General features: G+C 67.6%; 24 protein-coding genes. 13 read left to right on the forward strand and 11 right to left on the reverse strand.

Going from position 1 to position 22,481, the window contains the following annotated elements; translation table 11 throughout:
* Window positions 1-58 precede the first annotated feature (58 nt).
* Together VI08_RS02935 and VI08_RS02940 are read right to left on the reverse strand one after the other, a co-directional pair.
* Window positions 59-583, reverse strand: a complete 525-nt coding sequence (locus VI08_RS02935) for a hypothetical protein (protein ID WP_052697655.1) — start codon at window positions 581-583, stop codon at window positions 59-61.
* Window positions 583-972, reverse strand: coding sequence for a hypothetical protein (locus tag VI08_RS02940; protein ID WP_045828039.1), 390 nt, complete (start codon window positions 970-972; stop codon window positions 583-585). Before VI08_RS02940 ends, VI08_RS02935 begins: the two co-directional genes overlap by 1 nt.
* Before the next feature lie 242 nt (window positions 973-1,214).
* On the opposite strand from VI08_RS02940, the gene VI08_RS02945 reads away from it, so the two are divergent.
* A complete protein-coding gene (locus tag VI08_RS02945) occupies window positions 1,215-1,991 on the forward strand; it encodes a ferredoxin--NADP reductase (protein ID WP_045828040.1) in 777 nt (258 codons plus the stop codon).
* Between the two features lie 112 nt (window positions 1,992-2,103).
* Here VI08_RS02945 and VI08_RS02950 read toward each other — a convergent pair whose 3' ends face one another.
* Window positions 2,104-2,754: an RIO1 family regulatory kinase/ATPase gene (locus VI08_RS02950; protein ID WP_045828041.1), complete on the reverse strand. Its 651-nt coding sequence runs from the start codon at window positions 2,752-2,754 to the stop codon at window positions 2,104-2,106.
* A gap of 95 nt (window positions 2,755-2,849) precedes the next feature.
* On the opposite strand from VI08_RS02950, the gene VI08_RS02955 reads away from it, so the two are divergent.
* From VI08_RS02955 to VI08_RS02965, 3 genes are all read left to right on the forward strand, one after another.
* Window positions 2,850-3,620 (forward strand): DUF3298 and DUF4163 domain-containing protein, encoded by a 771-nt coding sequence (locus VI08_RS02955; RefSeq protein ID WP_045828042.1) that lies wholly within the window; start codon window positions 2,850-2,852, stop codon window positions 3,618-3,620.
* Window positions 3,620-4,102 carry a DUF456 domain-containing protein gene (locus VI08_RS02960; RefSeq protein WP_045828043.1) on the forward strand — a complete coding sequence of 161 codons (483 nt, stop codon included), beginning with the start codon at window positions 3,620-3,622 and terminating at the stop codon, window positions 4,100-4,102. Before VI08_RS02955 ends, VI08_RS02960 begins: the two co-directional genes overlap by 1 nt.
* Before the next feature lie 72 nt (window positions 4,103-4,174).
* On the forward strand, window positions 4,175-5,941 hold the full coding sequence (locus VI08_RS02965; protein WP_045828146.1) for a DUF885 domain-containing protein: 1,767 nt from the start codon (window positions 4,175-4,177) through the stop codon (window positions 5,939-5,941).
* 25 nt (window positions 5,942-5,966) lie between these two features.
* Here VI08_RS02965 and trhA read toward each other — a convergent pair whose 3' ends face one another.
* Entirely contained in the window at window positions 5,967-6,629 is a 663-nt protein-coding gene (trhA, locus tag VI08_RS02970; RefSeq protein ID WP_045828044.1) for a PAQR family membrane homeostasis protein TrhA, read from the reverse strand.
* 113 nt (window positions 6,630-6,742) lie between these two features.
* Here trhA and VI08_RS20695 point away from each other — a divergent pair, with 113 nt between their 5' ends.
* Together VI08_RS20695 and VI08_RS02980 are read left to right on the forward strand one after the other, a co-directional pair.
* A complete protein-coding gene (locus VI08_RS20695) occupies window positions 6,743-7,570 on the forward strand; it encodes a universal stress protein (protein ID WP_198148826.1) in 828 nt (275 codons plus the stop codon).
* Between the two features lie 223 nt (window positions 7,571-7,793).
* Complete coding sequence (locus tag VI08_RS02980) at window positions 7,794-8,459, forward strand: energy transducer TonB (RefSeq protein ID WP_045828045.1); 666 nt, start codon at window positions 7,794-7,796, stop codon at window positions 8,457-8,459.
* Between the two features lie 94 nt (window positions 8,460-8,553).
* On the opposite strand, the gene VI08_RS02985 is transcribed toward VI08_RS02980, so the two are convergent.
* Window positions 8,554-8,844, reverse strand: coding sequence for a hypothetical protein (locus VI08_RS02985; RefSeq protein WP_045828046.1), 291 nt, complete (start codon window positions 8,842-8,844; stop codon window positions 8,554-8,556).
* A 159-nt stretch (window positions 8,845-9,003) separates the two neighbouring features.
* Here VI08_RS02985 and VI08_RS02990 point away from each other — a divergent pair, with 159 nt between their 5' ends.
* On the forward strand, window positions 9,004-9,582 hold the full coding sequence (locus VI08_RS02990; protein ID WP_045828047.1) for a cysteine dioxygenase: 579 nt from the start codon (window positions 9,004-9,006) through the stop codon (window positions 9,580-9,582).
* Between the two features lie 49 nt (window positions 9,583-9,631).
* Window positions 9,632-11,005 carry an FAD/NAD(P)-binding protein gene (locus VI08_RS02995; RefSeq protein ID WP_045828048.1) on the forward strand — a complete coding sequence of 458 codons (1,374 nt, stop codon included), beginning with the start codon at window positions 9,632-9,634 and terminating at the stop codon, window positions 11,003-11,005.
* A gap of 69 nt (window positions 11,006-11,074) precedes the next feature.
* Here VI08_RS02995 and VI08_RS03000 read toward each other — a convergent pair whose 3' ends face one another.
* On the reverse strand, window positions 11,075-12,088 hold the full coding sequence (locus VI08_RS03000; RefSeq protein WP_045828049.1) for a zinc-binding alcohol dehydrogenase family protein: 1,014 nt from the start codon (window positions 12,086-12,088) through the stop codon (window positions 11,075-11,077).
* Between the two features lie 100 nt (window positions 12,089-12,188).
* Between VI08_RS03000 and cls the strand changes: the two genes are divergently transcribed.
* Window positions 12,189-13,610, forward strand: a complete 1,422-nt coding sequence (gene cls, locus VI08_RS03005; protein WP_045828050.1) for a cardiolipin synthase — start codon at window positions 12,189-12,191, stop codon at window positions 13,608-13,610.
* Between the two features lie 37 nt (window positions 13,611-13,647).
* Complete coding sequence (locus VI08_RS03010) at window positions 13,648-14,415, forward strand: prolyl oligopeptidase family serine peptidase (RefSeq protein ID WP_045828051.1); 768 nt, start codon at window positions 13,648-13,650, stop codon at window positions 14,413-14,415.
* Between the two features lie 120 nt (window positions 14,416-14,535).
* Here the strand turns inward: VI08_RS03010 and VI08_RS03015 are convergent, their stop codons facing one another.
* The 5 genes from VI08_RS03015 to VI08_RS03035 all read right to left on the reverse strand — a co-directional run bounded on the left by VI08_RS03015 (window position 14,536) and on the right by VI08_RS03035 (window position 19,240).
* Window positions 14,536-14,928 (reverse strand): hypothetical protein, encoded by a 393-nt coding sequence (locus VI08_RS03015; protein ID WP_045828052.1) that lies wholly within the window; start codon window positions 14,926-14,928, stop codon window positions 14,536-14,538.
* A 29-nt stretch (window positions 14,929-14,957) separates the two neighbouring features.
* Window positions 14,958-16,184, reverse strand: coding sequence for an MFS transporter (locus VI08_RS03020; protein ID WP_045828148.1), 1,227 nt, complete (start codon window positions 16,182-16,184; stop codon window positions 14,958-14,960).
* 174 nt (window positions 16,185-16,358) lie between these two features.
* Window positions 16,359-17,375 (reverse strand): Gfo/Idh/MocA family oxidoreductase, encoded by a 1,017-nt coding sequence (locus tag VI08_RS03025; RefSeq protein WP_045828053.1) that lies wholly within the window; start codon window positions 17,373-17,375, stop codon window positions 16,359-16,361.
* A gap of 13 nt (window positions 17,376-17,388) precedes the next feature.
* Window positions 17,389-18,381 (reverse strand): inositol 2-dehydrogenase, encoded by a 993-nt coding sequence (gene iolG, locus VI08_RS03030; protein ID WP_045828054.1) that lies wholly within the window; start codon window positions 18,379-18,381, stop codon window positions 17,389-17,391.
* Window positions 18,374-19,240: a MurR/RpiR family transcriptional regulator gene (locus VI08_RS03035; protein ID WP_045828055.1), complete on the reverse strand. Its 867-nt coding sequence runs from the start codon at window positions 19,238-19,240 to the stop codon at window positions 18,374-18,376. Before VI08_RS03035 ends, iolG begins: the two co-directional genes overlap by 8 nt.
* A gap of 205 nt (window positions 19,241-19,445) precedes the next feature.
* Here VI08_RS03035 and VI08_RS03040 point away from each other — a divergent pair, with 205 nt between their 5' ends.
* The 3 genes from VI08_RS03040 to VI08_RS03050 are packed head-to-tail and all read left to right on the forward strand — an operon-like array spanning window position 19,446 to window position 22,469.
* Complete coding sequence (locus VI08_RS03040; RefSeq protein ID WP_045828056.1) at window positions 19,446-20,489, forward strand: sugar ABC transporter substrate-binding protein; 1,044 nt, start codon at window positions 19,446-19,448, stop codon at window positions 20,487-20,489.
* Between the two features lie 19 nt (window positions 20,490-20,508).
* Window positions 20,509-21,669, forward strand: a complete 1,161-nt coding sequence (locus VI08_RS03045; RefSeq protein ID WP_198148827.1) for an ABC transporter permease — start codon at window positions 20,509-20,511, stop codon at window positions 21,667-21,669.
* Window positions 21,670-21,680: 11 nt separating this feature from the next.
* On the forward strand, window positions 21,681-22,469 hold the full coding sequence (locus tag VI08_RS03050) for an ATP-binding cassette domain-containing protein (protein WP_045828057.1): 789 nt from the start codon (window positions 21,681-21,683) through the stop codon (window positions 22,467-22,469).
* Window positions 22,470-22,481: the final 12 nt, after the last annotated feature.

Here is a 22,481-nt window from a genome sequence, read left to right on the forward strand (position 1 = left end):
CTTCCTTCCGTAACCGATGCCTCCCCTGTCGGTTACGGAAGGAGCCGGGCGCATTTTTTTATTGGGTCGTCGTGACGACGGGCTTGCCATCCTTCAGCTCGAAGCGGAACGCATAGTCCAGGCTGAAGGGTGCGGTGGTGCGCGTTTCGCTGAAGTTGCCCTTCGCGTCCTCGTGCTCCTGCACCAGCGTCATGGGGGTGTAGGCCCAGTGCATGGCGGCGTCGTGCGTCGCACGGAAGAAGGCGGCATGGTTCGCGTCCGCCGGGGCATCGAGGTCGCGCACGTCGGTGACCTTGCCCGCGCCATCGACGATGACCTTGGCGTGCACCACGGCCTGCGGCAGGTTCGCCGCGATGAGGGCGGCCGGGTAAGCCGGCGGGTCGTTCGTGACGGGCTGGGCGCCGAACGAGCTCTGGCCGTTTTCCATGTGGTATTCCCCCGCGGCGCCGGCCGGCATGATCTCGTAGCTGACCTTGCCATCGCGCGGCGGCGGTGCCGGTTTCGTCGGCTCGGCCGGGGGTGCGTGGGCGCAGGCCGCGAGCAACAGGGGCACCAGGGTGGCAAGGCGCGCGCGGCGGGCCATCAGCCCTCCCCCGACGATGCCACCACCATCTCGATATAGCCGAGGATATCGGCCACCGGGATGTCGAAGACGCCAGCGTCGCCGTTATCGTAGGCCTGGCGCCATACGGCGTAGCCGTCCATCCAGGTTTCGTCGTCGTCGGCGTCGCCCACGCATTCGAGCAGGCTCTGGTCCAGCGTGGCACGGGCTACCGCCGCGTGGTGCATGGCGGTCTGGATGCCACCGGGCACGCGGTGGTTGCGCAGCTTCACGTCCAGCAGCGAGACGTGGAACACCTCGCCGTCCTCCGCTTCGATCTCTTTCTTCCGGATAACCACCCGGGATGCGTCATCGCCGGGGCGGGTGCGGTAGGTCCAGGCCTGGCCCGGGGCGTACTCGGGTCGCATCATGCGCGCCTTCTTGCTGGGTGGGGATGCCCGATCTTAGAGCACGGCGAGACGTCGAGGGGGCACGAAAGCGGCGGCCGGGGCCCGGATGCCGTATCCTTGGCGCCCTGAGCCCGCACCTACCAAGGGGTGCGGCGCCTCCGCGCCAGGCAGCGCGGCCCGTGGGCCGCTTCCCCAGCTTCCGTCCAAGCTGCCGCGCCTGGCGCGATGGCTTCGTCCCTATTTGTTCAGAGGCAACGCACACCATGGTGGCACTGGCGACCGAACGCGTCATCGACGTACATCACTGGAACGACACGCTTTTCAGCTTCCGCACCACGCGCGATCCGGGCTTCCGCTTCGAGAGCGGCCACTTCGTGATGATCGGCCTGGAAGTGGAAGGCCGCCCGCTGATGCGCGCGTATTCCATCGCCAGCGCGCACTACGAGGAGCACCTCGAGTTCTTCAGCATCAAGGTGCAGGACGGCCCGCTCACCTCGCGCCTGCAGCACCTGAAGCCGGGCGACCCGGTCATCGTCAGCCGCAAGCCCACCGGCACGCTGGTGCTCAACGACCTGAAGCCGGGCAAGCGGCTTTACCTGCTGGGTACCGGCACGGGCCTGGCGCCGTTCCTGTCGATCATCCGCGACCCGGAAACCTACGAGCGTTTCGACACCATCGTGCTTGCGCACGGCGTGCGCCACGTCAACGACCTGGCCTATTCGAAGTACATCGAGGACGACCTGCGGAACCACGAGTACCTGGGCGAAATGGTGCGCGAGAAGCTCATCTATTACCCCACGGTCACGCGTGAGGAATTTCGTAACCGCGGCCGCATCACCGATGCCATAGCCGACGGCGAGATGGCCCGCGCCACCGGCCTGCCCCAGCTGAACCCGGCCGAGGACCGCGTCATGCTCTGCGGCAGCCCGTCGATGCTGGAAGACATCTGCGTCCTCCTCGATGGCGAAGGCTTCCAGGCCTCGCCGCGCACGCGCGAGCCGGGCGATTACGTCATCGAGCGGGCGTTCGTCGAGAAGTAGCCTTTCCCGTGGATGCTTACCCTGTGGGAGCGCGCTTGCGCGCGATGGGTCTTGCCGCGAGCGCCCATCGCGCGCAAGCGCGCTCCCACATGAGGTTCTGGAAAACGCCCGGTTATTTCCGGATGCGGCCCTGGCCCTCGTTGTCCCAGTAGCCAAAGACGCGCCGGGCGATGAGCTTGTAAAGCCGCTTGCCGGTCGCCCGCCATATCCGCGAATGCGGCGCGGGCTGGGCCAGGATGGCCTGCTGGCGCACCGACAGCCGGTGGGCCGCGTAGGTGCGCTTGTGCTTGAGCAGGTGGCGCAGGTCCTCGCGCGCCAGCAGCCGGAACAGCGCGCCGCGCCGGCCGCGCGTCCACGCGATCTGGAAATCGACCAGCCCGGGCGAACCGTCCTCGCGCACCAGCCAGTTCGGCTCCTTGGCGAGGTCGTTGTGGACGATGCCGCGCCGGTGCAGCACGGCCAGCAGGCGCAGCGCATCGCGGTAGTAAGCGGGGTCGAGCGGGCGGCCCACCTGCATGGGCTGGCCGGCCATGTAGCTGCGCTCGAGCGTGCGGCCATCCCAGGCCAGCAGGCGTGGCACGCCATCGATGCCTTCGAGCCGGGCCAGCGCCCGCGCCTCGCGGGCGGCCGCGCGGCGCGCGAACCAGCGGGCCCACCAGCGCGCGGCGGCGATGTCACGGCGGATAAGCACGGTGCCATCGCGCTCGACGCGTTCGATGCGGCCAAGCTCATCGGCCTTCAGCAGGGTGGTGGTTTCCGTCATCGCGTCGTGCACGCTGTTCCTTCGTTACGTTGACATCTCCTGCGCCCTGCGGTGTCTACGCTAAGATGCGAACCTTGCAGGGAGAGAATGCCGAAATGCTGGTGCGACACATCCTGTCGCTGGTCATCGCCACCGCCGGGCTTGCCGCCTGCCGCGACGGCGCCGACCGGACGAACGGCGGGCAAACCCCACCGCCCTCGCAGGCGCGTGCGGCCAAGGATACCCGTTCCGCCGAGGATGGCCTTTATACGATGGAGCTTTCGCTGCCCGAACTGCCAGCGAAGGCCACGCCGTTGCGCCACGCCATCGACCGCTATGTCGACCGCCAGAAGCGTGCCTTCCTCGATAGCCTCGATGCCCCGGGCGCGCGTGATCGCGCCCGCGAGATCCCCTGGGACCTGAACCTCGACATCGCCGTCTCGGCCCGCACCGACCGCTTCATCAACGTGCAGGTCGATGGCTCGGCCTTCACTGGTGGCGCCCACCCCTCGCCCATCGTCGACAGCTTCACCTTCGACAAGGACGTGGGCCGCGTGGTGGGTATCCGCGAACTCTTCGCCGACCCGGATTCGGCCGAGAAGGCCTTCGCGGCCGAGGCCCGCCGCCAGCTCATCACCCAGCTGGACGACCAGGACGAGCCGCTGGCCTCCGATACCCAGCAGATCGACGAGGGCACGGCGCCGGGCAAGGACCACTACCGCGTCTTCAGCCTGCTCACGGGCCCCGACGACAAGGTGCACGGCCTCACCTTCATCTTCCCGCCGTACCAGGTGGCCGCTTACGTGGCGGGCCCGCAGGCGGTGGACGTGCCCAGCCAGGCGTTCCTGTCCTATCTGAAGCCGGAATACCGCGAGGCGTTCCGCTGATGGATGCCGCCCTGTACCTGCTCGCCGCCGCGCTTATCGTCGGCGGCATGGCCGGCGCCGTGTTGCCCGTGCTGCCGGGCATCCCCATGCTTTTCGGCGGCATCTGGCTCGCCGCCGCCGTCGATGGGTACCAGCACGTGGGCTGGGGCTGGCTCATCGCCATCGGCATCGTCGGCGCGGTGGGCGTGGCGCTCGATTTCATCTCCGCCTCGCTGGGGGCCAAGAAGATCGGTGCCACGCCGCGTGCCCTGTGGGGCGCGGGCGTGGGCACCACGGTCGGCATGTTTTTTGGCATCCCCGGGCTCATCATCGGGCCCTTCGCCGGCGCCGTGGTGGGCGAGCTGTGCTCGGGCAAGAGCATCCTGCGCTCGGCCCATGTCGGCGTCAGCACGTGGGTGGGCATGCTCGTGGGCATGCTGGCCAAGGTGGCCATCTCGTTCCTCATGCTGGGCATGGCGGGGGTCGCGCTCCTCTTCGCCTGACCCATCCGTTGGCCTATGGCGCCCGGCGCGGCACCCCGGCTAGTCTCCGGGCACTGACCTGGGGAGATGCACATGTTCCGACGACTGACCCTCGCCGCCGCGGTGACGTTCGCGGTAGGTAGCCTGCACGCCGAGGCGGCGCAGCCCGCATGGATCGCCAAAAGCAACGCCGATGCGCAGTTGCTGCTGGACATGACCGCCCGTTTCAGCCCCGAGTCCGCCACCGATATCGGCGTGAAGGGCTACGACGAGAAAACCGCCGACCTCGGCCCCGACATCGACAAGCGCCAGCGCGATGCGCTGGTGGCTATCCGCGCGAAGCTCGAAAAGCGCCTGGCCGAAGAGAAAGACCCCAACGTGCACCAGGATCTGCAGATCCTGGTGAAGCAGGTCGACGGCAACATCAAGGGCATCGACCTCAACGACAAGTACATGCTGCCGTGGTTCGATGCCGGCCAGATGATCTTCAGCGGCGAGTTCTCGCTGCTCAACGCCGAAAGCACGCCGGAACAAAACAAGGCCGCGCTCGGCCGCCTCAATTGCTACGTGGGCCTTGCCAAGGGCTGCACGCCGCTGGTGGACCAGGCCAGGGCGCGCACCACCGAGAAGCTTGGCGACAAGAAGCTGCTCGGCCCGGTCAAGGATGACGTGACCCAGAAGCTGGGCAACACGCAACGCTACGTCGACGGTATCCGCAAGCTGTTCGCCGACAAGAAAATCACCGGCACCGACGCGGCCATGGCGGCGCTCGACAGGCAGCTGAAGGATTACAACGCGTGGGTGAAGAAGACGGTGCTGCCCCGCGCACGCACCGATTTCCGCCTGCCCGAACCAATGTACGCCTACAACCTCGAGCAGGTGGGCCTGGATATCGCGCCGCGCGACCTCATCGGCCGGGCCCAGCTCGAGTTCATGGAAACCTCCTACGCGCTGCAGCAGCTCGCACCGGTCGTGGCCAAGGCCGAAGGCCTGCCCGATGGCGACTACCGCGACGTGCTGAAGGCGCTGAAGAAGAAGCAGCTCGCGAAGGACAAGGTGGTGCCGACCTACCATGACGTCATCGGCAAGATCGAGGACATCATCCGCACGCAGCGCGTCGTGGAGCTGCCCAAGCGCGAGCTGGCCATGCGCCTCGCCTCGGAAGCGGAGAACGCCCGCACGCCGGCGCCGCACATGGACCCGCCGCCTTTTATCAACAACACCGGGCAGCGCGGCACGTTCGTGCTGACGACGGGCAACCCGCCGGCGAACGGTGATGCGTCGCAGATGTACGACGACTTCACCTTCGAGGCCGCGGCGTGGACGCTCACCGCGCACGAGGGCCGCCCGGGCCACGAGCTGCAGTTCGCGGCGATGGTGGAGCAAGGCGTGTCGCTCACCCGCAGCCTGTTCGCGTTCAACAGCGTGAACGTGGAAGGCTGGGCGCTGTATGCCGAGGCCGAAATGGTGCCGTACGAGCCGCCGGCGGGGCAGTTCATCGCGCTGCAGTTCCGCCTGCTGCGCGCCGCCCGCGCCTTCCTCGATCCGATGCTCAACCTCGGCCTGGTCGACCGCGAGCGTGCACACGAGATCCTCGTCCACGACGTGGGCCTGTCCGAACCGATGGCCCGCCAGGAACTCGACCGCTACACGCTCAACTCGCCCGGCCAGGCCACGGCGTATTTCTACGGTTACTCGCGCATCCTGCAGCTGCGTGCGGAGACGCAGGTGAAGCTCGGCGCGAAGTTCGACCGCAAGGCCTTCAACGATTTCCTCATCGCCCAGGGCTTGCTGCCGCCGGAACTGCTCGCCGAAGCGGTGCGCACGCGGTTCGTGCCGGAGCAGGAAAAGAAGAAATAAACAGGCCTCCTACAACTGCATGGCTTTATCGCGGGGCGTCGGGGATGACGTAGAGCAGGATCGCCAGGTAGTGCAGCACGCTGCCTGCCAGCACGAACAGGTGCCATATGGCGTGGCCGTACGGCATGCGGCGCGAGACATAGAACGGCACGCCCGCGGTGTAGGCCAGCCCGCCTGCCAGCAGCAACATGAGCCCGCCGGTCTCCACGTTTTCGCGTAGCGGCTCGATGGCCACGATGGCGGCCCAGCCCATCAGGATGTACATGACCACCGCGGCCTTGCGGTAACGCTTGAGCAGGCCCAGCTCGGCGGCGCTGCCGAGGATGGCGAGGCCCCAGATGGTGCCGAACAGCCCCCACCCCCACGCGCCCGGCAGCGCCAGCAGCGTGAATGGCGTGTACGTGCCGGCGATGAGCAGGAAGATGGCGATGTGGTCGAGCGTGCGCATGACCCGCTTCGCCACGCTCCCGGTCACCGCGTGGTAAAGGGTGCTGGCGGTGTAGAGCAGGATCAGCGTGCTGCCGAACACCGAGCTGGCCACTACCGTGCGCACGTTGCCATACATGGCCGAGAACGCCACGAGGATGGCGAGCCCCGCGATGCTCAGCACGATGCCGAGGCCGTGGATCACGCTGCTCGCCACTTCTTCGCCGAAGCCGTAGCGCGGCTGGGCGCTGTCGAGGGTCATGGGGTTTCCGCAGTGCACAAAGTCACCGCCGAGGGTAGCGCATGCGGGTGGCGGATGCGAAACGTTCGCAACGAGGGCTTGCCTCGCGGGGCCCGGCGGTGTTCCATGCGGGCATGACCCTCGAACTCCTCCTCAACGTGCCCCGCCTGCCCCTGCAGGGCGCGGGCCTGCGCGCGGCGCTGGCCATGGCATCGCGCATCGATGCCCGGCTCGACGCCATGCATGTCGTGGACATGCCCGCCGCCGCTTTCACCGTGCCCGAGGCGGTGCCCATGCAACTGGACGCCGTGCGCCAGCGCGCCACCGAGGCCAGGGCCATCGCCAGCGACTGGGCGGCCCTGCTCGGTTCGCACGGGCTGAAGGGCAAGTGGCGGGTAGGCAACGGGGATACCGTCACCCTGCTCACCCACGCCTCGGCCGGCTACGACCTCGTCGTGATGGAACGCTCCTCGACCATGCGCGGCGATGCCCCGGTGGGCTTCGGCGTGGTCTCGCGGACCGTGTTTGGCGCCAGCCGCGGCGTGCTGGTGGTGCCCGATACCGCACCGGTGGCGTCGCTGGGCGCGAACGTGCTGGTGGCATGGAGCGGCAGCCGCGAATCCGCCCTGGCGGTACGTTCCGCCCTGCCCCTGCTGCGCAAGGCCGGCAAGGTGACGGTGATCGATGGCAGCCGCGACGAGGACGTGGGCACGTGCGCCCTGCCCGATACCGACATCTGCGGCTGGCTCGATACCCACGGCGTGAAAGCCGAAGTGCGCAAGCTCGACGAGGGCGCCTTGTCGTCGCCGGGCCCGGCGCTGCTACAGGTCGCGCACGACACCGGCGCCGACCTGATCGTCATGGGGGCATGGGGGCGGTCGCGGTTGTCGGAGCTGGTGCTGGGGGGGACAACACGGTTCCTGTTTATGCAGAGCGACGTGCCGATGCTGGTCGCGCATTGAGGCCAAGGCATCGCCGGCGAGCCGGCTCCCACACGGGTGGCTGGAATCGGTTAGTGGTGACTGGAATAGCCGTCCATATGAAACTATTGCAAGTTCCTTCGGACCCTGCCTAATCTGGACCCGGACCTGAACACGATCCCCGCCAGTCCCCGCTGGCCGTGTTCCCGACCATGCAGCACGCAACCACACGCAACACCTTCACCCACATCGAAGGAGGTGGCTCATGTCGTTCGCCCGTCCGCAGGCCCTGTCCGGCATCCATCCGGATACCGTCCGCATCGTCGCCATGAGCGCGGCGATAGCCCTCAACGCCGCCGCGCTCATCGCCGTCATGCGGCCGATGGTGGCGCAGATCGTCACGTTCAAACCGCAAAGCGTGCCCATCACGCTCATCGACCACCCGCCACCGCCCAAGCCGGCCGAGGTGCCGGTTATCAAGCTGCAACCGCTGGTGAAGGCCCCCCCCAAGGCGGTGCCGAAGCCGCCGGTGGCCGTCGCACCGCAACCCCCTGTCGAGACGGTGGTGCCCACCGACGAGGGCACGATGCAAGCGCCGCCCACGGTGCAGGTGCCGGCCACGCCAGCGCCCACCGCTGATGCGGCACCCATCGAAACCACGCTCGCCTATGTGGCGGCACCTGCGCCGAAGTATCCGGCACAGGCCATTCGCGGCCGCATGCAAGGCACGGTGACATTGCGCGTATTGGTGGATGAAACCGGCAAGCCGCTTGATGTCGTCATCGAAAGCAGCAGTGGCCACCAGGTGCTCGACGATGCGGCCAGGAAGCAGGTGCTGGCATCGTGGCGCTTCCAGCCGGCCGTCCAGAACGGCCAGCACGTGAAGGCCTGGGCGCGAATTCCGGTGACCTTCGACCTTAGATCGATCTGATCGACGAAACAGGCCATGTAGGAGCCCACACCCGTGGGCGAATGCTTCTCGCGAAGAGCTGTCGCCCACGGGGTGGGCTCCTACGGTTTGCCGCTTAGCGCGGGGCGGGCATCACGATGACGTCGGGCTTGCGGCTGGCGCGGGCGATGAGCCACACGAGGCCAACGACGAACGCGACCGGGATCAGCACGGGCAACAGGGCCAGGGCCACGACGGGCGCGATCGCCAGCATCAGCACGCCGCCGACGAGGGCACCCACCAGGCTCGCGACGATGTGGAACACGCCGCCGATGATGCCGAAGACCAGCTTGAGCAGCGCGCCCACGAGCGCGAAGGCCAGCCAGAATCCGGCGCAGAGGACGACAAGCGAGGTCAGGACGATCATGGTGTGTCTCCGTACGCAGCCGCCCCCGTGGGCGGTTCACCCCTTGGACGCGGCGGCGGGCGAAAAGGTTTATAGGGGTGTCGAAAGTCATGGGTTACGCCTGTTTAACAGGCGCCGTGATCCACTGGCGCCCTTCGAATCCCGCCGGCGTCCCGTTCCATGGGTAAGCGTTCCTCCATCATCAAGACCTTGCGGGATATCGCCTTCGACCACGCCGACGCGCCGGTGCCCGATCTCGCCTCCATGGCGCGGGATTTCGGCAGCATGCTGCACGCGCGCCACGCCGAAGTGGACGAGGCGCTGGGCGCGCTGCGCCAGCGGCGCCGTGGTTTCGAACGCTGGATGCTCGCGGAGCGCGCCACGCCTGCCATCAGCGTGCTGGTCATGGCGTGGCCACCGGGCTACGCCACGCCAGTGCACGACCACGGCGGCCTGTGGGGGCTCGAAGCCACGCTTTCGGGTGCGCTAGAGGTTGAGTCCTTCCTCAAGGATCCCCAGTTAGAGTCACTGCGCAGCATCGGCCGCACCTGGCTGGGCCCGGGCGATGCGACGTGGTTCGAGGGTACCGACGACCACGCACACCGCTGCCGCAATTTGTCGCGGCATGACACGGCGCTCACGCTTCACGTGTACGGTGGCGATCTGGCACAGTACCTCGCGTATGAGCAGCCCGGTCCTTCGGACCACTGGATCGCACGGCCGAGGCAATCGATCATCGCGGGACGCCTGACGGCCTGACGGTCTCACGGCCCTCCACCCCAAGCCATCGGGCGAAGGACCAACACGCATGTTTCAAAAGGTCGCCATCATCGGCGGTGGCGCAGCGGCGGCAACGCTGGTGAGCGAACTGCTTGAACGCAGGACGCCGAAGCCCCTCCACCTCACCTGGTTCGCCGGCAGCGCGCAGCCGGGGCGCGGCGTTGCCTACGGTACGCCCTCCGACCGCCACCTGCTCAACGTACGCGCGGCGTCCATGGGCATGTTCGTCAGCAAGCCCGGCGGCTTCCTCGAGTACGCGCAGGCGGCGAACCCGAATGTAAAGGGCTCGGATTTCCTGCCGCGCCGGCTGTACGGCGATTTCCTCCGCTCCCGCGTCGATGCCGCCGTGGCCAATGCGCGCCAGTTCGGCCATGACATCAACCTCGTGCCGTTCTGCGCGCAATCGCTGGTGCCCTCCAGCGAGGGCGTCACCATCGGCTACGGCGAGGGCGAGGAAGCCCATGCCGACGCCGCCGTGCTCGCCATCGGCTCGCTGCCGCCGCGCCCGCTCGCCGGCGTGCAGGATGCCGCCCTCGCCAGCGGCCGCTACGTCACCGACCCGTGGCCCTACCTCGCCGCCGCCGAAAGCGACGACCGGCCGCTGCGCGTGCTCGTGATCGGGCTGGGCCTCACCGCGGTCGACGTGGTGCTCGAGCTGGCCGCCCGGTGGCCACGGGCGCGCTTCACCGCGCTTTCCCGCCACGGCCACCTGCCCGAGCCGCACCTCGCCGCGGCCTCCGCGCCCAGCGACGACGGCAACGACCTCGCCGAGCAGATGCGCGACGACCCGAACATCCGCACGTGGCTGCACCGCCTGCGCGAAGCCACCGACAACGCCGACGACTGGCGCACGGTGGTCGACAGCATGCGCCCGCACACGCAGGGCCTGTGGCAGGAATTGCCCGACGGCGAAAAAGCCCGCTTCCTGCGCCATGCACGCTGGGCGTGGGAACGTGCGCGCCACCGCATGCCGCCCAAGGTGGCATCCAGCGTCGCCAGCCTGGAGAAAGCCGGCCGCTTCGAGCGCCTGCGCGGCCGCATGCAGGCGGTATCGCTGCGCATCGACGGCGATCTCGACGTCGTGCGCCGTGAAACCGGCGGCGACGCCACGGTGACCGAAACCTACGACATCGTCATCCAGACCGTGGGCCTGAACACCGACACGCTGCGCACCGAACACACGCTGATGCGCCAGCTTGTCATCGACGACCTGGTCACGCCCGATCGCATGGGCCTGGGCCTCGCGGCCCAGCCCGATGGCCACCTGCTCGATGGCGACGGCAAGCCGCGCGGCAACCTGTTCGCCATCGGCAGCCTTCTGCGCGGGGCGCTGTGGGAATCCACCGCCATCCCCGAGATCCGCAAGCAGGCGCAGGCTGTCGCGAATATGCTGGTGAAGTAAGCCTCGCTTCTGTGGGAGCGCGCTTGCGCGCGATCGCGCGCAAGCGCGCTCCCACAAGGAAGCCACGACCTAGAACCCTTCGAGCACCAGCTTTCCGATAGCGGTGCCACTCTCCAGGATCTGATGCGCGCGGCGCACGTTCGCCGCGTTGATGGTGCCCAGGTTTTCGCGCAGGGTGCTGCGGATGACACCGGCATCGACGAGGTTCGCCACCTCATCCAGCAGGTGCCCCTGCTCGCCCATGTCGTCGGTGTGGAAGCCCGAGCGGGTGAACATCGATTCCCAGTGCAGCGAGATGCTCTTGGCCTTGAGCAGGCGGATATCGATCAGCTCGGCCGGGTCGTCGATGAGGCCGACCTTGCCTTGCGGCTTCATCAGCTTCGGGAACGCGGCGAAGTGCTGCTCCGTCTTCGTCAGGCTGAGCACATAGTCGACGCCCCCGGGGGCCACGGCGAGCACCTCGCCATCCAGCGGCTTCGCATGGTCGACCACATGGTGCGCGCCCATGGCTTCCACCCACGCGCGGGTTTCCGGGCGCGATGCCGTACCGATGACCGTGAGGCCCGTCATGCGCCGCGCCAGTTGCACCGCCATCGAGCCGACGCCACCCGCGGCACCCACCACCAGCAGCGTGGCGGGCTTGCCCGGCGTGCCGTGCGGGATGCCAAGGCGGTCGAACATCAGTTCCCATGCCGTGATCGTGGTGAGCGGCATCGCCGCCGCTGCCGCCGCGCCCAGCGTCGAAGGCTTGCGGCCCACGATGCGTTCGTCGACCAGGTGGTATTCGGCGTTCGCACCCGCGCGGTCGCGGTCACCGGCGTACCACACGGCATCGCCCACCTTGAAGCGGCGTACCTCGGGGCCCACCGCGGCGACGGTGCCCACCGCATCCCAGCCCAGCACCTTGTCGGCGCCCCGCGGGTCGACGCGCTGGCGCACCTTGGTATCCACCGGGTTGACCGAAATGGCCTCGACCTTCACGAGGATGTCGCGGCCCGTGGCGTCCGGCGTGGGCAGCACCACGTCCAGGAGGCTGGCGGCGTCATCGATGGGCAGGGATTCGCGGTAGGCGACGGCTTTCATGGGTTTCGGCTCCGTGGTGGATGAGCGGTACGCGGCGGCCCGCCATCGTAGCAACCAAAATACGTTAGGCTCGGTGAAAAGGTACCGGAGCACGCCCGGCTTGATCGCTTCCCTCATCGCCCTGGCCGCCCTTGCCTTGCACTGCGCCGGCGCGCTCGCGGCCATGCACGCCGTCATGCATACGCGCACGGCGCAGGGTGCCTTTGCCTGGGTGCTCGGGCTGGTGCTGCTGCCCTATTTCACGCTGGTGCCCTACCTGTTCCTGGGCTCCAGCCACTTCGGCGGCTACGTGGACCTGCACCGCCAGCGCCAGGCACGCTTCTTCACGCTGCACGCCGAGGAAGAACGCGCCGCGCGCCCGGGCGTGGCCCCGCACCCCCCGCCGGTGCACGACCCACGCTACGCCGCCATCGGCCGCATGCTGAAGACGGCCATGCAACCGGGGAACCACCTCTCCCTGCATATCGACGGCGCCGCCGCGTTCGAGGCCATGTTCGCCGCCATGGCGCGCGCGGAACACTACGTGCTGGTGCAGTTCTTCATCATCCACGACGATGGCCTTGGCCGCCGCCTGCGCGATGCCCTGCTCGACTGCCGCCAGCGCGGCGTGCAGGTCTGCCTGCTCTACGACAGCATCGGCAGCCACGCCCTGCCCGATGCGTATGTCGATGCGCTCCGCGCCGGTGGCGTCCAGGTGCACCCGTTCGCCACGCGCCGCTTCCGCAACCGCCTGCAGCTCAACTTCCGCAACCACCGCAAGGTGGTCGTGGTGGACGGCGAGCGCGGCTTCGTCGGCGGCCTCAACGCGGGGGATGAATACCTTGGCCTGAAGCCACCGCTGGCGCCGTGGCGCGATACCCACATGCAGATCGAGGGGCCCGCCGTGGCCGACGTGCAGCGGGCCTTCGCCGAGGACTGGTACTGGGTCACCGGCGAGCGGCCGCCCTCGTTGCCACCGCCGGAACGCTGCGGCCGTGCCAGCACGATGATCGTGGCCACCGGCCCCGCCGACCGCCAGGAAAGCTGCTCGCTGTTCTTCACCCAGGCCATCCACGCCGCGCAAAAGCGGGTGTGGATCACCTCGCCCTACTTCGTGCCCGACCAGGCCGTCTTCGGGGCGCTGCGCCTGGCGGTGTTCCGCGGCGTGGACGTGCGCATCCTCATCCCCTCGCGCCCCGACCACCGCACGGTGTTCATGGCTTCCACGCTGTATGCGCACGAAGCCACCCTCGCGGGCATCCGCATGTTCCGCTACCAGCCCGGCTTCGTGCACCAGAAGGTGATGCTCATCGACCATGACACCGCCATGGTGGGCAGCATGAACCTCGATAACCGCAGCTTCCGGCTGAATTTCGAGATCTCGGCGCTGAACGTCGACGACATGTTCGCGGCCGAGGTGGAAACCATGCTGAAAGACGATTTCGCCCAGAGTGACGAAGTGAACCCGAACGACTACCGCCGCCTGCCGTACCTCAAACGCGTGGCCCTCCACGTGGCCCGGCTGTTCGACCCCGTACTGTAATCGCGCGCGAGCGCGCTCCCACAGGAGAATTCCAACGATGCTACGTACCCTGGCTTTCCTCACCGCCGCCATCGTCGCGGGTTCCGCCAGCGCCGCGCCCGCGCATTTCGCCGAGCGCAGCGTCGACGTCAAGGGCAAGACCTATCGCTACCAGGTGTTCATCCCGGCCGACACCACGAAGCACCCGGCCGTGGTGCTGTTCCTGCACGGCAGCGGCGAGCGCGGCAGCGATAACCAGAAGCAGATGACCCAGGGCCTGCCGCCGTGGCTGAAGCAGCACATGGATTTCCCGGCCGTGGTGGTGATCCCGCAGGCGCCCGACGATACCGAGTGGACCGACGAGGCCGATGCCAACATGGCGCTGGCGGCGCTGGAAAAAAGCGTGAAGGAGTTCGACGGCGACCGCAAGAAGCTGTACGTCACCGGCCTGTCGATGGGCGGGTATGGCTCATGGCAGCTCGCCGTGGATTACCCCGACAAGTTCGCCGCGGCCGCCATCATCTGCGGCGGCATCGTGCCCCTGCCCGACCCGGAGGGCCGCCGCTTGTTCCTGCAGGGCGTGCCGAAGGGCGCCGACCCGTACGCGTGGGCGGCACAGAAGATCGGCAAGACGCCGGTGTGGCTGTTTCACGGTGGCGACGACACGACGGTGCCCACCGACGAATCGCGCAAGATGAACGCGGCGCTGCAAAAGCGCGGCGCCGAAGTGAAGTACACCGAGTTCCCGGGCGTGAACCATGGCTCGTGGGAGAAGGCGTATGCCACGCCGGATCTTTGGAGCTGGATGTTCAGCCACACGCGCTAGCCGACAACCCCTGTGGGGGAACAACGCCTGTGGGAGCACACCCCCCTGTGGGAGCGCGCTTGCGCGCGATGGGGGGGGTGCCGCGAGCACCCATCGCGCGCAAGCGCGCTCCTACACGAATCACGGGTTGCGGATGTGCCCGATCAGGTCCTTGAGGCCGCCCGAGAACGCGGCCCAGCCGATGCCGGTGCCCACCAGGGCACCCATCATCTCGAACAGCACGCGCAGGCCCATCGAATCGGGGTCGTGCACGGCGGCGAGCTTCACGCGCAACAGCTGCGGTGACTGGATGGGTACGAAGTTGAAGTAGAACGAGTTCCAGATGTCCTCGCCCCCGGCGAGGAAGAACGCAAGCAACGCGGCGAGCGTGAGTTCGAGCCCGTGGCTCCAGCCGTTGGCCTTGCCGATGAGCCGCACCACCACGTAGGCAACGATGCCGGCGAGCAGCGCGATGCCGCCCACCTGCAGGGCACCGTCGATGCCGTAACCCATCCAGCTGCGATCAGATGGCATGGTGCCGACTCGTGGGGATCAAGCCGGCATTATGCCCGTGCGTTGGCGGTTTCGGGGCGCGGCGCCCGGCCGTGGCGGCTGTACAGCGAGAACGAGAGCACCGCCGCCGCCAGCGTGGCGCCACTGGCCAGCAGGAAAATGGCGGGGTAGTCGTAACGCCCTGCGACCCAGCCGCCCACGGGGCCGGTAAGGCCCAGCGCCACGTCGAGGAACACCGAGTACGCGCCCAGCGCGGCACCGCGGTTGTGGTTGCTGACGCGGCTCACCGCCTCCACGCCCAGCGCCGGGAACACCAGCGCGAAACCGGAGCCGGTAAGGGCGGCGCCGGCCAGGGCCAGGTGCGGGGTGGTGCCGAACCACATGAGCAGCAGGCCGAGGCATTCCACGACAAGCGAGGCGATGGCGACGCGGTAGCCGCCGAAGCGGTTGATCGCGTTGCCGAACACCAGGCGCACGCCAATGAAGCAGCTGCCGAACACCGACAGCGACAACGCGGCACCCTCCCAGCCCCGGCTGGCGTAATACAGCGCCACGAACGTGGAGAGGCAGCCGAAGCCGATGGAGCCCAGCGCAAGGCCCGCGCCGTAGGCATACACGCGCGACAGCACGCTCTTGAACGGCAGGCGCTCGCCATGGGTCGGTGGCACGTGCGCCTTCAGCAAGGCCAGCGGCAGCGCGATGGCGCCCAGCGCGAAGCCCACCACGCCCAGCGCGATGATGCCGTAGTGGTGCGTCAGCACCACGCCGAGCGGCGCACCCAGCGCGATGCCACCGTAGGTGGCGATGCCATTCCACGAAATGACGCGTGCAGTGTGCTCGCCGCCGATGCCGGCGATACCCCAGGTGATGGAGCCGGTACCGATCCAGCTCTCGGCAAAACCGAGGCCGAGGCGGCTCATGAGGATAAGCGCGAGCGACAGCCCGGGCATGCCAGGCGCGAGGGCGCCAAGCGCGAGGAACAGCCCGGCCAGTGCCAGCACGATGAGGCCCGCGGTAACGGCGCGTTTCGGGCCCATCGCATCCGCCATGCGCCCGGCATAGGGGCGGCTCAGCAGCGTCGCAACATATTGCGTGCTCACCGCCAGGCCGGCGATGACCGTGGAATAGCCGAGCTCGTTGTGCACATAGCCCGGCAGCACGGCCAGCGGGATGCCGATGCTGAGGTAGCACAGGAACGTGAACACGACGGCCGAGAGGATCCGGCCGGTGACGGCGAAACGCCGCCCGCGATGGGGAACAAGGGGTGGTAGGGACATGGCAACCCCATTATAAAGCGTGATGTTGCACTGCGGCATCGGGCCGCATGAAAGGATTTTCATGCGGCTGCGGCCGTTCGGTAGGAGCCCACACCCGTGGGCGACAGCCCTTGTGCGATTGGTGCGAAAAGCTGTCGCCCACGGGTGTGGGCTCCTACATGGGCGCTTGGCTGGCTAGTCGAGCAGCACCGGTTGGCCGCTTTGCTGCGATTCGCGCAGCGCGATGGCGATGCGCGTGGCTTCCACCGCGTCGTCCATGGTCAGGTCGAACGGGGTGTCGTCGAGCACCGCGTCGACGAAGTGCCTGGCCTGGGTGACGAAGGCCGGGGCGAAGCGCTCGTAGAACGACGGCAGCACGGTGTTGCGCACGCCCGCGGCATCGGAGATCTCCACGCGATCGGCGCGCGGGTTGCGGCCGATGCTCACCTTGCCGCCGGTGCCGGTGACGTCGGTGTGCGTGTCGTGGCCATGCGCCTGTGTGCGTGAGGCATAGAACATCGCCATCTGGCCGCCCTCGAACTCGACGATGGCGATGCCGTTGTCGACATCCTTGATGGCTTCCAGCGGCGGGTACATCGCCACGGTGCCCGTGGCGTACACCTTCTTCGCCTTCGGCCGGCCCAGCAGCCAGCGCGCGAGGTCCACGTCGTGGACGCTGCAGTCGAGGAAGATGCCGCCGCTGGTGGGCGCGAACTTGAGGAACGCGCCGCTCGGGTCGGCCAGGTCGGTGGTTTGCGAGTACACGAGGAAGGGCCGGCCGATGCCGCCGCCTTCGATGTGCATGAACGCATGGCGGTAGCTCTCGTCGAAGCGGCGGACGAAGCCCACCATGGCGCGCTTCGTGGCCTTCGCCGCGTGCGCGGCCGCGCGCCGGCAGTCGTCGAGCTCCAGCGACAGCGGCTTCTCGCAGAACACATGCTTGCCGGCGTCGAGCGCCTGCTCGATCTGCGCGGCGTGCAGCGACGTGGGCGTCACCAGCACCACGGCGTCGATACCGGGGTCGGCCAGCATCTGCTCGTAGGTCTCGTGCACGGTGGCGACGCCCAGCGTGTCGCGTGCCCAGGCGCGCTCGGCGTCGACCGGGCTGCATACGGCCGCCAGTTCGGCCCGTGGCACCGCCCGGGCGAGGTTTTCAGCGTAGCGCTGGCCAAGCCGGCCCAGGCCGGCCAGGCCGATACGGAGTTTGCTCATCGTCGGCGCCTCGTCAGATGGCCACGGCCACGGCCTGGCCTTCGCGCCAGGAGCGTGCGGCGGCTTCGGCCAGTTCCAGGGCCTTGATGCCATCGGCGATCGTCGTGCGCACGGGCGTGCCGGCGGCAAGCGCGTCGAAGAAATGCGCGATCTCGGCGGCATACGCCTCGCGGTAGCGCTCGAGGAAGAAATGCTCCGGCAGGTCGTGCGCGATGTTCGCGGCGGTATGCGCCACCACCTGTGTCGGCGTGACATTGCCCGCCTGCAGCATGCCCTTGCTGCCCAGTACCTCGAAACGCTGGTCGTAGCCGTAGGCCGCGCGGCGCGAGGTGTTGATCTGGCACAGCTTGCCGCTCCGCGTGCGGATGGTGACGGCCGTGGTGTCGATATCGCCGGCGCCCTCGATGGCCGGGTCGGTGAGGCAGCTGCCCGCCGCGTGCACGCTCACCGCTTCCTCGCCGAGCACCCAGCGGAAGATGTCGAAGTCGTGGATCAGCATGTCCTTGAACACGCCGCCCGAGCTCTTGATGTAATTAACCGGCGGTGCGCCCGGGTCGCGGCTGGTCACGATGAGCACTTCCGGCGTACCCACTTCGCCGTCGTCCAGGCGCTGCTTCAGCGATGAGAACGTGGGATCGAAGCGGCGCTGGAACGCGATCATGCAGGTGACGCCTGCCTTCTCCACCGCGGCCTGGCACGAGCGCGCCCGCTCCACGTCCAGGTCCACAGGCTTCTCGCAGAAAATAGCCTTGCCCGCGGCGGCGGCACGGTGGATCAGGTCGGCATGCGTATCGGTGCTGGAACCGATGACCACGGCGCCAACAGCCGGGTCATTGAGCGCCTCGTCCACGCTGGCCACCTTCGCGCCGTGTTTTTCCGCCAGTTCTTTCGCCGAGGGTTCGTGCACGTCCACCACGTAGCGCAGGCGCGCCTGTGGCTGGCGCGCCACGTTGCCGGCGTGGATCTTGCCGATGCGACCGGCACCAAAGACGGCTACTTCAATCATCGTATTCTCCTCGGGAAGTGGTTTCTTCGACTGTCAGTTCAAGCTTGTAGGCGAGCGCGACGAACAACGCCTGGCACAGGCACATGGTGCTGGTGAGGCCGCGGAAGGCGAACGCGCTGCCCTCCTTCACCTTCAGCAGGATGTCGGAGTGGCGTGCCAGGGGGCCCAGGTCGCTTTCGGTGATGGCCAGCACTTTCGCGTGGTGCTGCTGCGCGACGCGCATGGCGTAAAGGGTTTCCTTGCCGAACGGCGGGAAGCTGATGGCGATGAGCGCGTCGCCCTTGCCCATGCTGCGCAGCTGCTCGCGGAACATGCCGCCAAGGCCGCTCACCAGGTGCACGCGCTTCTTCGTGTGCTGCAGGGCGTACGCGATGTAGGTGGCGATGGCGAACGAGCGTCGCACGCCCATCACGTAGATGTTTTCCGCCGCGGCCAGCGTATCGACGGCCTGCTGGAAGCGGGCCTCGTCCAGCTCCGCCGCCAGCTCATCAAGGCCCATGCGGCTGGCGTCGATGAAGCGCGACGCGATCTCCGCCGCGGGCACGCCGCCGGCCCGGTTCTCGATGACGCTGCGGATGCGCTGCTTGTAGCTGTGCGAGGGCGAGGCGGCCGCCGTGAAGGCGTCGCGGAACACGGCCTGCATCTCGCTGAAGCCGGAATAGCCAAAGCGCTGGGCGAAGCGGACCACGGCCGACGCATGCACCCCCGCGCCCTCGGCGATCTCACCGACGCGCTGGACCATGATCGAGCTGCGATGTTCCTCAAGGTAACGGGCCACCCCCTGCAACTGGCGGGGGAGTGCCTCGAATGCCTCGGCGATGCGGCTCATCAGGGCATCGGCTTCGCTACGTTTGGCCATCGGTGGCTCCTGGCGGGGTCCGACGGCATTGATACACGCGGTGGAACATTTTTTCCATTTATTTCGATGTTGCAATGCAAGTTGCAACCGTGGAACAGCAGGTCCATGCTCGGCCCCGCTTTCGGCAAAACAGCGGCCGCAGGGCCGTCATCGCTTGATCCGTCACCCCATCCAGGCCGGCGCGCCCGGCATTCGTGGAGGCAATATGCGATTCAAACCGTTCCACGCCGCGCTCGCGGCCGCCCTCGCCCTCGGTCTCGGGCTTGCCGCCCCCGCCTCCCAGGCGGCCCCCGGCGACCGCTACGTCCTCGTCACCCACGCCGCCGACTCCGATTCCTGGTGGAACACCATCAAGAACGCGATCAAGCAGGCCGGTGAGGATTTTGGTGTCGCCGTCGATTACCGCGGCTCGGGCAATGGCGACCTGGCGGAAATGGCCCGCCAGCTCGAGTCCGCCGCCGCCCGCAACTACAAGGGCGTGTCGTTCGACATCGCCAACTTCGACCAGCTGAAGGGCCCGGCGGCCAAGGTCGCGGCGAAGGGCATCCCCATCGTCACGATCAACTCGGGCACGCCGGACGAGAGCAAGAAGATCGGCGCGATCATGCACGTGGGCCAGGGCGAATACGACGCGGGCAAGGCCGCGGGCGATCGCGCCAAGGCCGCCGGCATCAAGAGCTTCGTGTGCGTGAACCACTACGCCACCAACAACGCCTCGTTCGAGCGTTGCCAGGGCTTCGCCGACGCCATCGGCGTGAAGGACTGGCGCCAGACCTCGATGATCGACACCGGCATGGACCCGACCGTGGTCTCGTCCAAGCTCACCGCCTACCTGCGTGCCCACCCCAAGACCCAGGCCATCCTGGCGCTGGGCCCCAACGCCGCCGAGCCGGCCATCAAAGTGGTGGAAGACCTGCACCTGAAGGGCGCCATCAACTTCGGCACGTTCGATCTCTCGCCCGCGATCATCGAGGGCATCAAGAGCGGCACCATCCAGTACGCGATCGACCAGCAGCCCTACCTGCAGGGCTACATGGGCATCGCGGCGCTGGTGATCGCGCATGACCAGAACACCAAGGACCCGGCGAAGATCATCGCCGCCCTCAAGGCGAACCCGAAGTTCCAGGCCCGCCTCAAGGAGTACGACCTCAAGCCCATCTATACCGCCAACGGCGTGAGCTCGGGCCCGGCCTTCGTCACGAAGGACAACGTCGCCACGGTCGCCAAGTACGCCGGCCAGTACCGCTGAACGACGCCGGAGCAACCCCATGAGCGCCATCAACGAGAGCGTTACCAACATGATCCAGCGTCAGCGCGCCAATGCGCAGGAAGCACCGAAGCCCACGGATGAGCGCGTCCGGAAGATATCCCCGTGGCGCGTGCTGCTCGACAGGCCCGAACTGGGGTCCATCGCCGGCACCATCCTGGTCTTCGTCTTCTTCGCCTTCACCGCCGGCGACTCGGGCATGTTCGCGCTCGATGGCGTCATCAACTGGGCCAAGGTGGCGGCGTACCTCGGCATCCTTGCCGTGGGCGCCTGCCTCCTCATGATCGCCGGCGAATTCGACTTGTCGATCGGCTCGATGATCGGCTTCGCCGGCGTCGTCGTGGCCATCCCGCCCATGTACCTGGGCTGGCCGCTATGGGCCTCGGTCATCGCCGCCTTCGTGGTCTGCATGGCCCTGGGCGCGCTCAACGGCTACCTCGTCATCCGCACCAAGCTGCCTTCGTTCATCGTGACGCTGGCCTTCATGTTCATCCTGCGCGGCCTCACCCTCGTGCTTTCCACCACGTTCGCCAACAGCACCATCGTGAGCGGCGTGGGCAGCAAGTTCGACGAGGCGCCGTTCGTCCACGCGCTGTTCTCCGGAACCACGCTGCACGGGTTCTTCGCCTTCCTATCCGCCCATGGCGTGATCGAATCGTTCCCGAACGGCGAGCCCGTGGTCGGCGGCATCCCGAAAGTGCTGCTGTGGTGGATCGCGCTGGCCGTGGTCGCGGGCTTCGTCCTGGCCCGCACCCGCTTCGGCAACTGGATCTACACCGTGGGTGGCGATGCCAACGCCGCAAAAAACGTGGGCGTGCCGGTGCGCCGGGTGAAGATCTCGCTGTTCGTCCTCACCGCGTTCTGCGCCTGCCTGTTCGGCGTGCTGCAGGTGGCCGAATTCGGCTCGGCCGCTTCCGACCGCGGCCTGCAGAAGGAGTTCGAAGCCATCATCGCCGTGGTCATCGGGGGCACCCTGCTCACCGGCGGCTTCGGCTCGGTGATCGGTGCGTGCTTCGGCGCCATCATCTTCGGAGTCGTGCAGATCGGCATCTCGTACACCAACATCGATTCGGATTGGTACCGCGTGTTCCTGGGCGGCATGCTGCTCGTCGCGGTGCTCTTCAACCACTACATCCGCAGCCGCGCTGCGAGCACGAAGTGAGGGCTGCCACCATGGCCGACGATTACATCCTCGAACTCGACGACGTCAGCAAGTTCTTCGGCACCGTCATCGCCCTCCAGGGCGTCACGCTGCGGCTGAAGCGCGGCGAGGTGCACTGCCTGCTGGGCGATAACGGTGCCGGCAAGTCGACGCTCATCAAGACCCTGGCCGGCGTGCACCAGCCCAGCAGCGGCGATTACCGCGTGGAAGGCGAATCGGTGAAGTTCAAGTCACCGCGCGAAGCACTCGACCGTGGCATCGCCACGGTGTACCAGGACCTGGCCCTGGTACCACTGATGAGCGTGGCGCGTAACTTCTTCGCCGGCCGCGAGCCGCGCCGCCGCCTGTTCGGCGTCATCAACGTGCTCGACATGAAGTACGCGAACGAAACGGCACGCGACAAACTGGCCGAGATGGGCATCCATGTGCGCGACGCCGGCCAGCCGGTGGGCACCATGTCGGGCGGCGAGCGCCAGTGCCTGGCCATCGCCCGTGCCATCCACTTCGGTGCCAAGGTGCTCATCCTCGACGAGCCCACGGCGGCGCTGGGCGTGAAGCAGAGCTGCAACGTGCTGAAGCTGATCCACAAGGCGCGCGAGCGCGGCATCTCGGTCATCTTCATCACCCATAACGTGCACCACGCCTACCCCATCGCGGACAGCTTCACGCTGCTCAACCGCGGCCAGTCCATGGGCACCTTCTCCAAGGCGGATATCACCAAGGAAGAAGTGCTGGACATGATGGCCGGCGGCACCGAGATCCAGAGCCTGGTCGATGAACTGGAAGGCCGCGCGGCCTAGAGAACGAACATA

It is taken from the genome of Luteibacter yeojuensis (assembly GCF_000964085.1).
GTDB lineage: Bacteria > Pseudomonadota > Gammaproteobacteria > Xanthomonadales > Rhodanobacteraceae > Luteibacter > Luteibacter yeojuensis_A.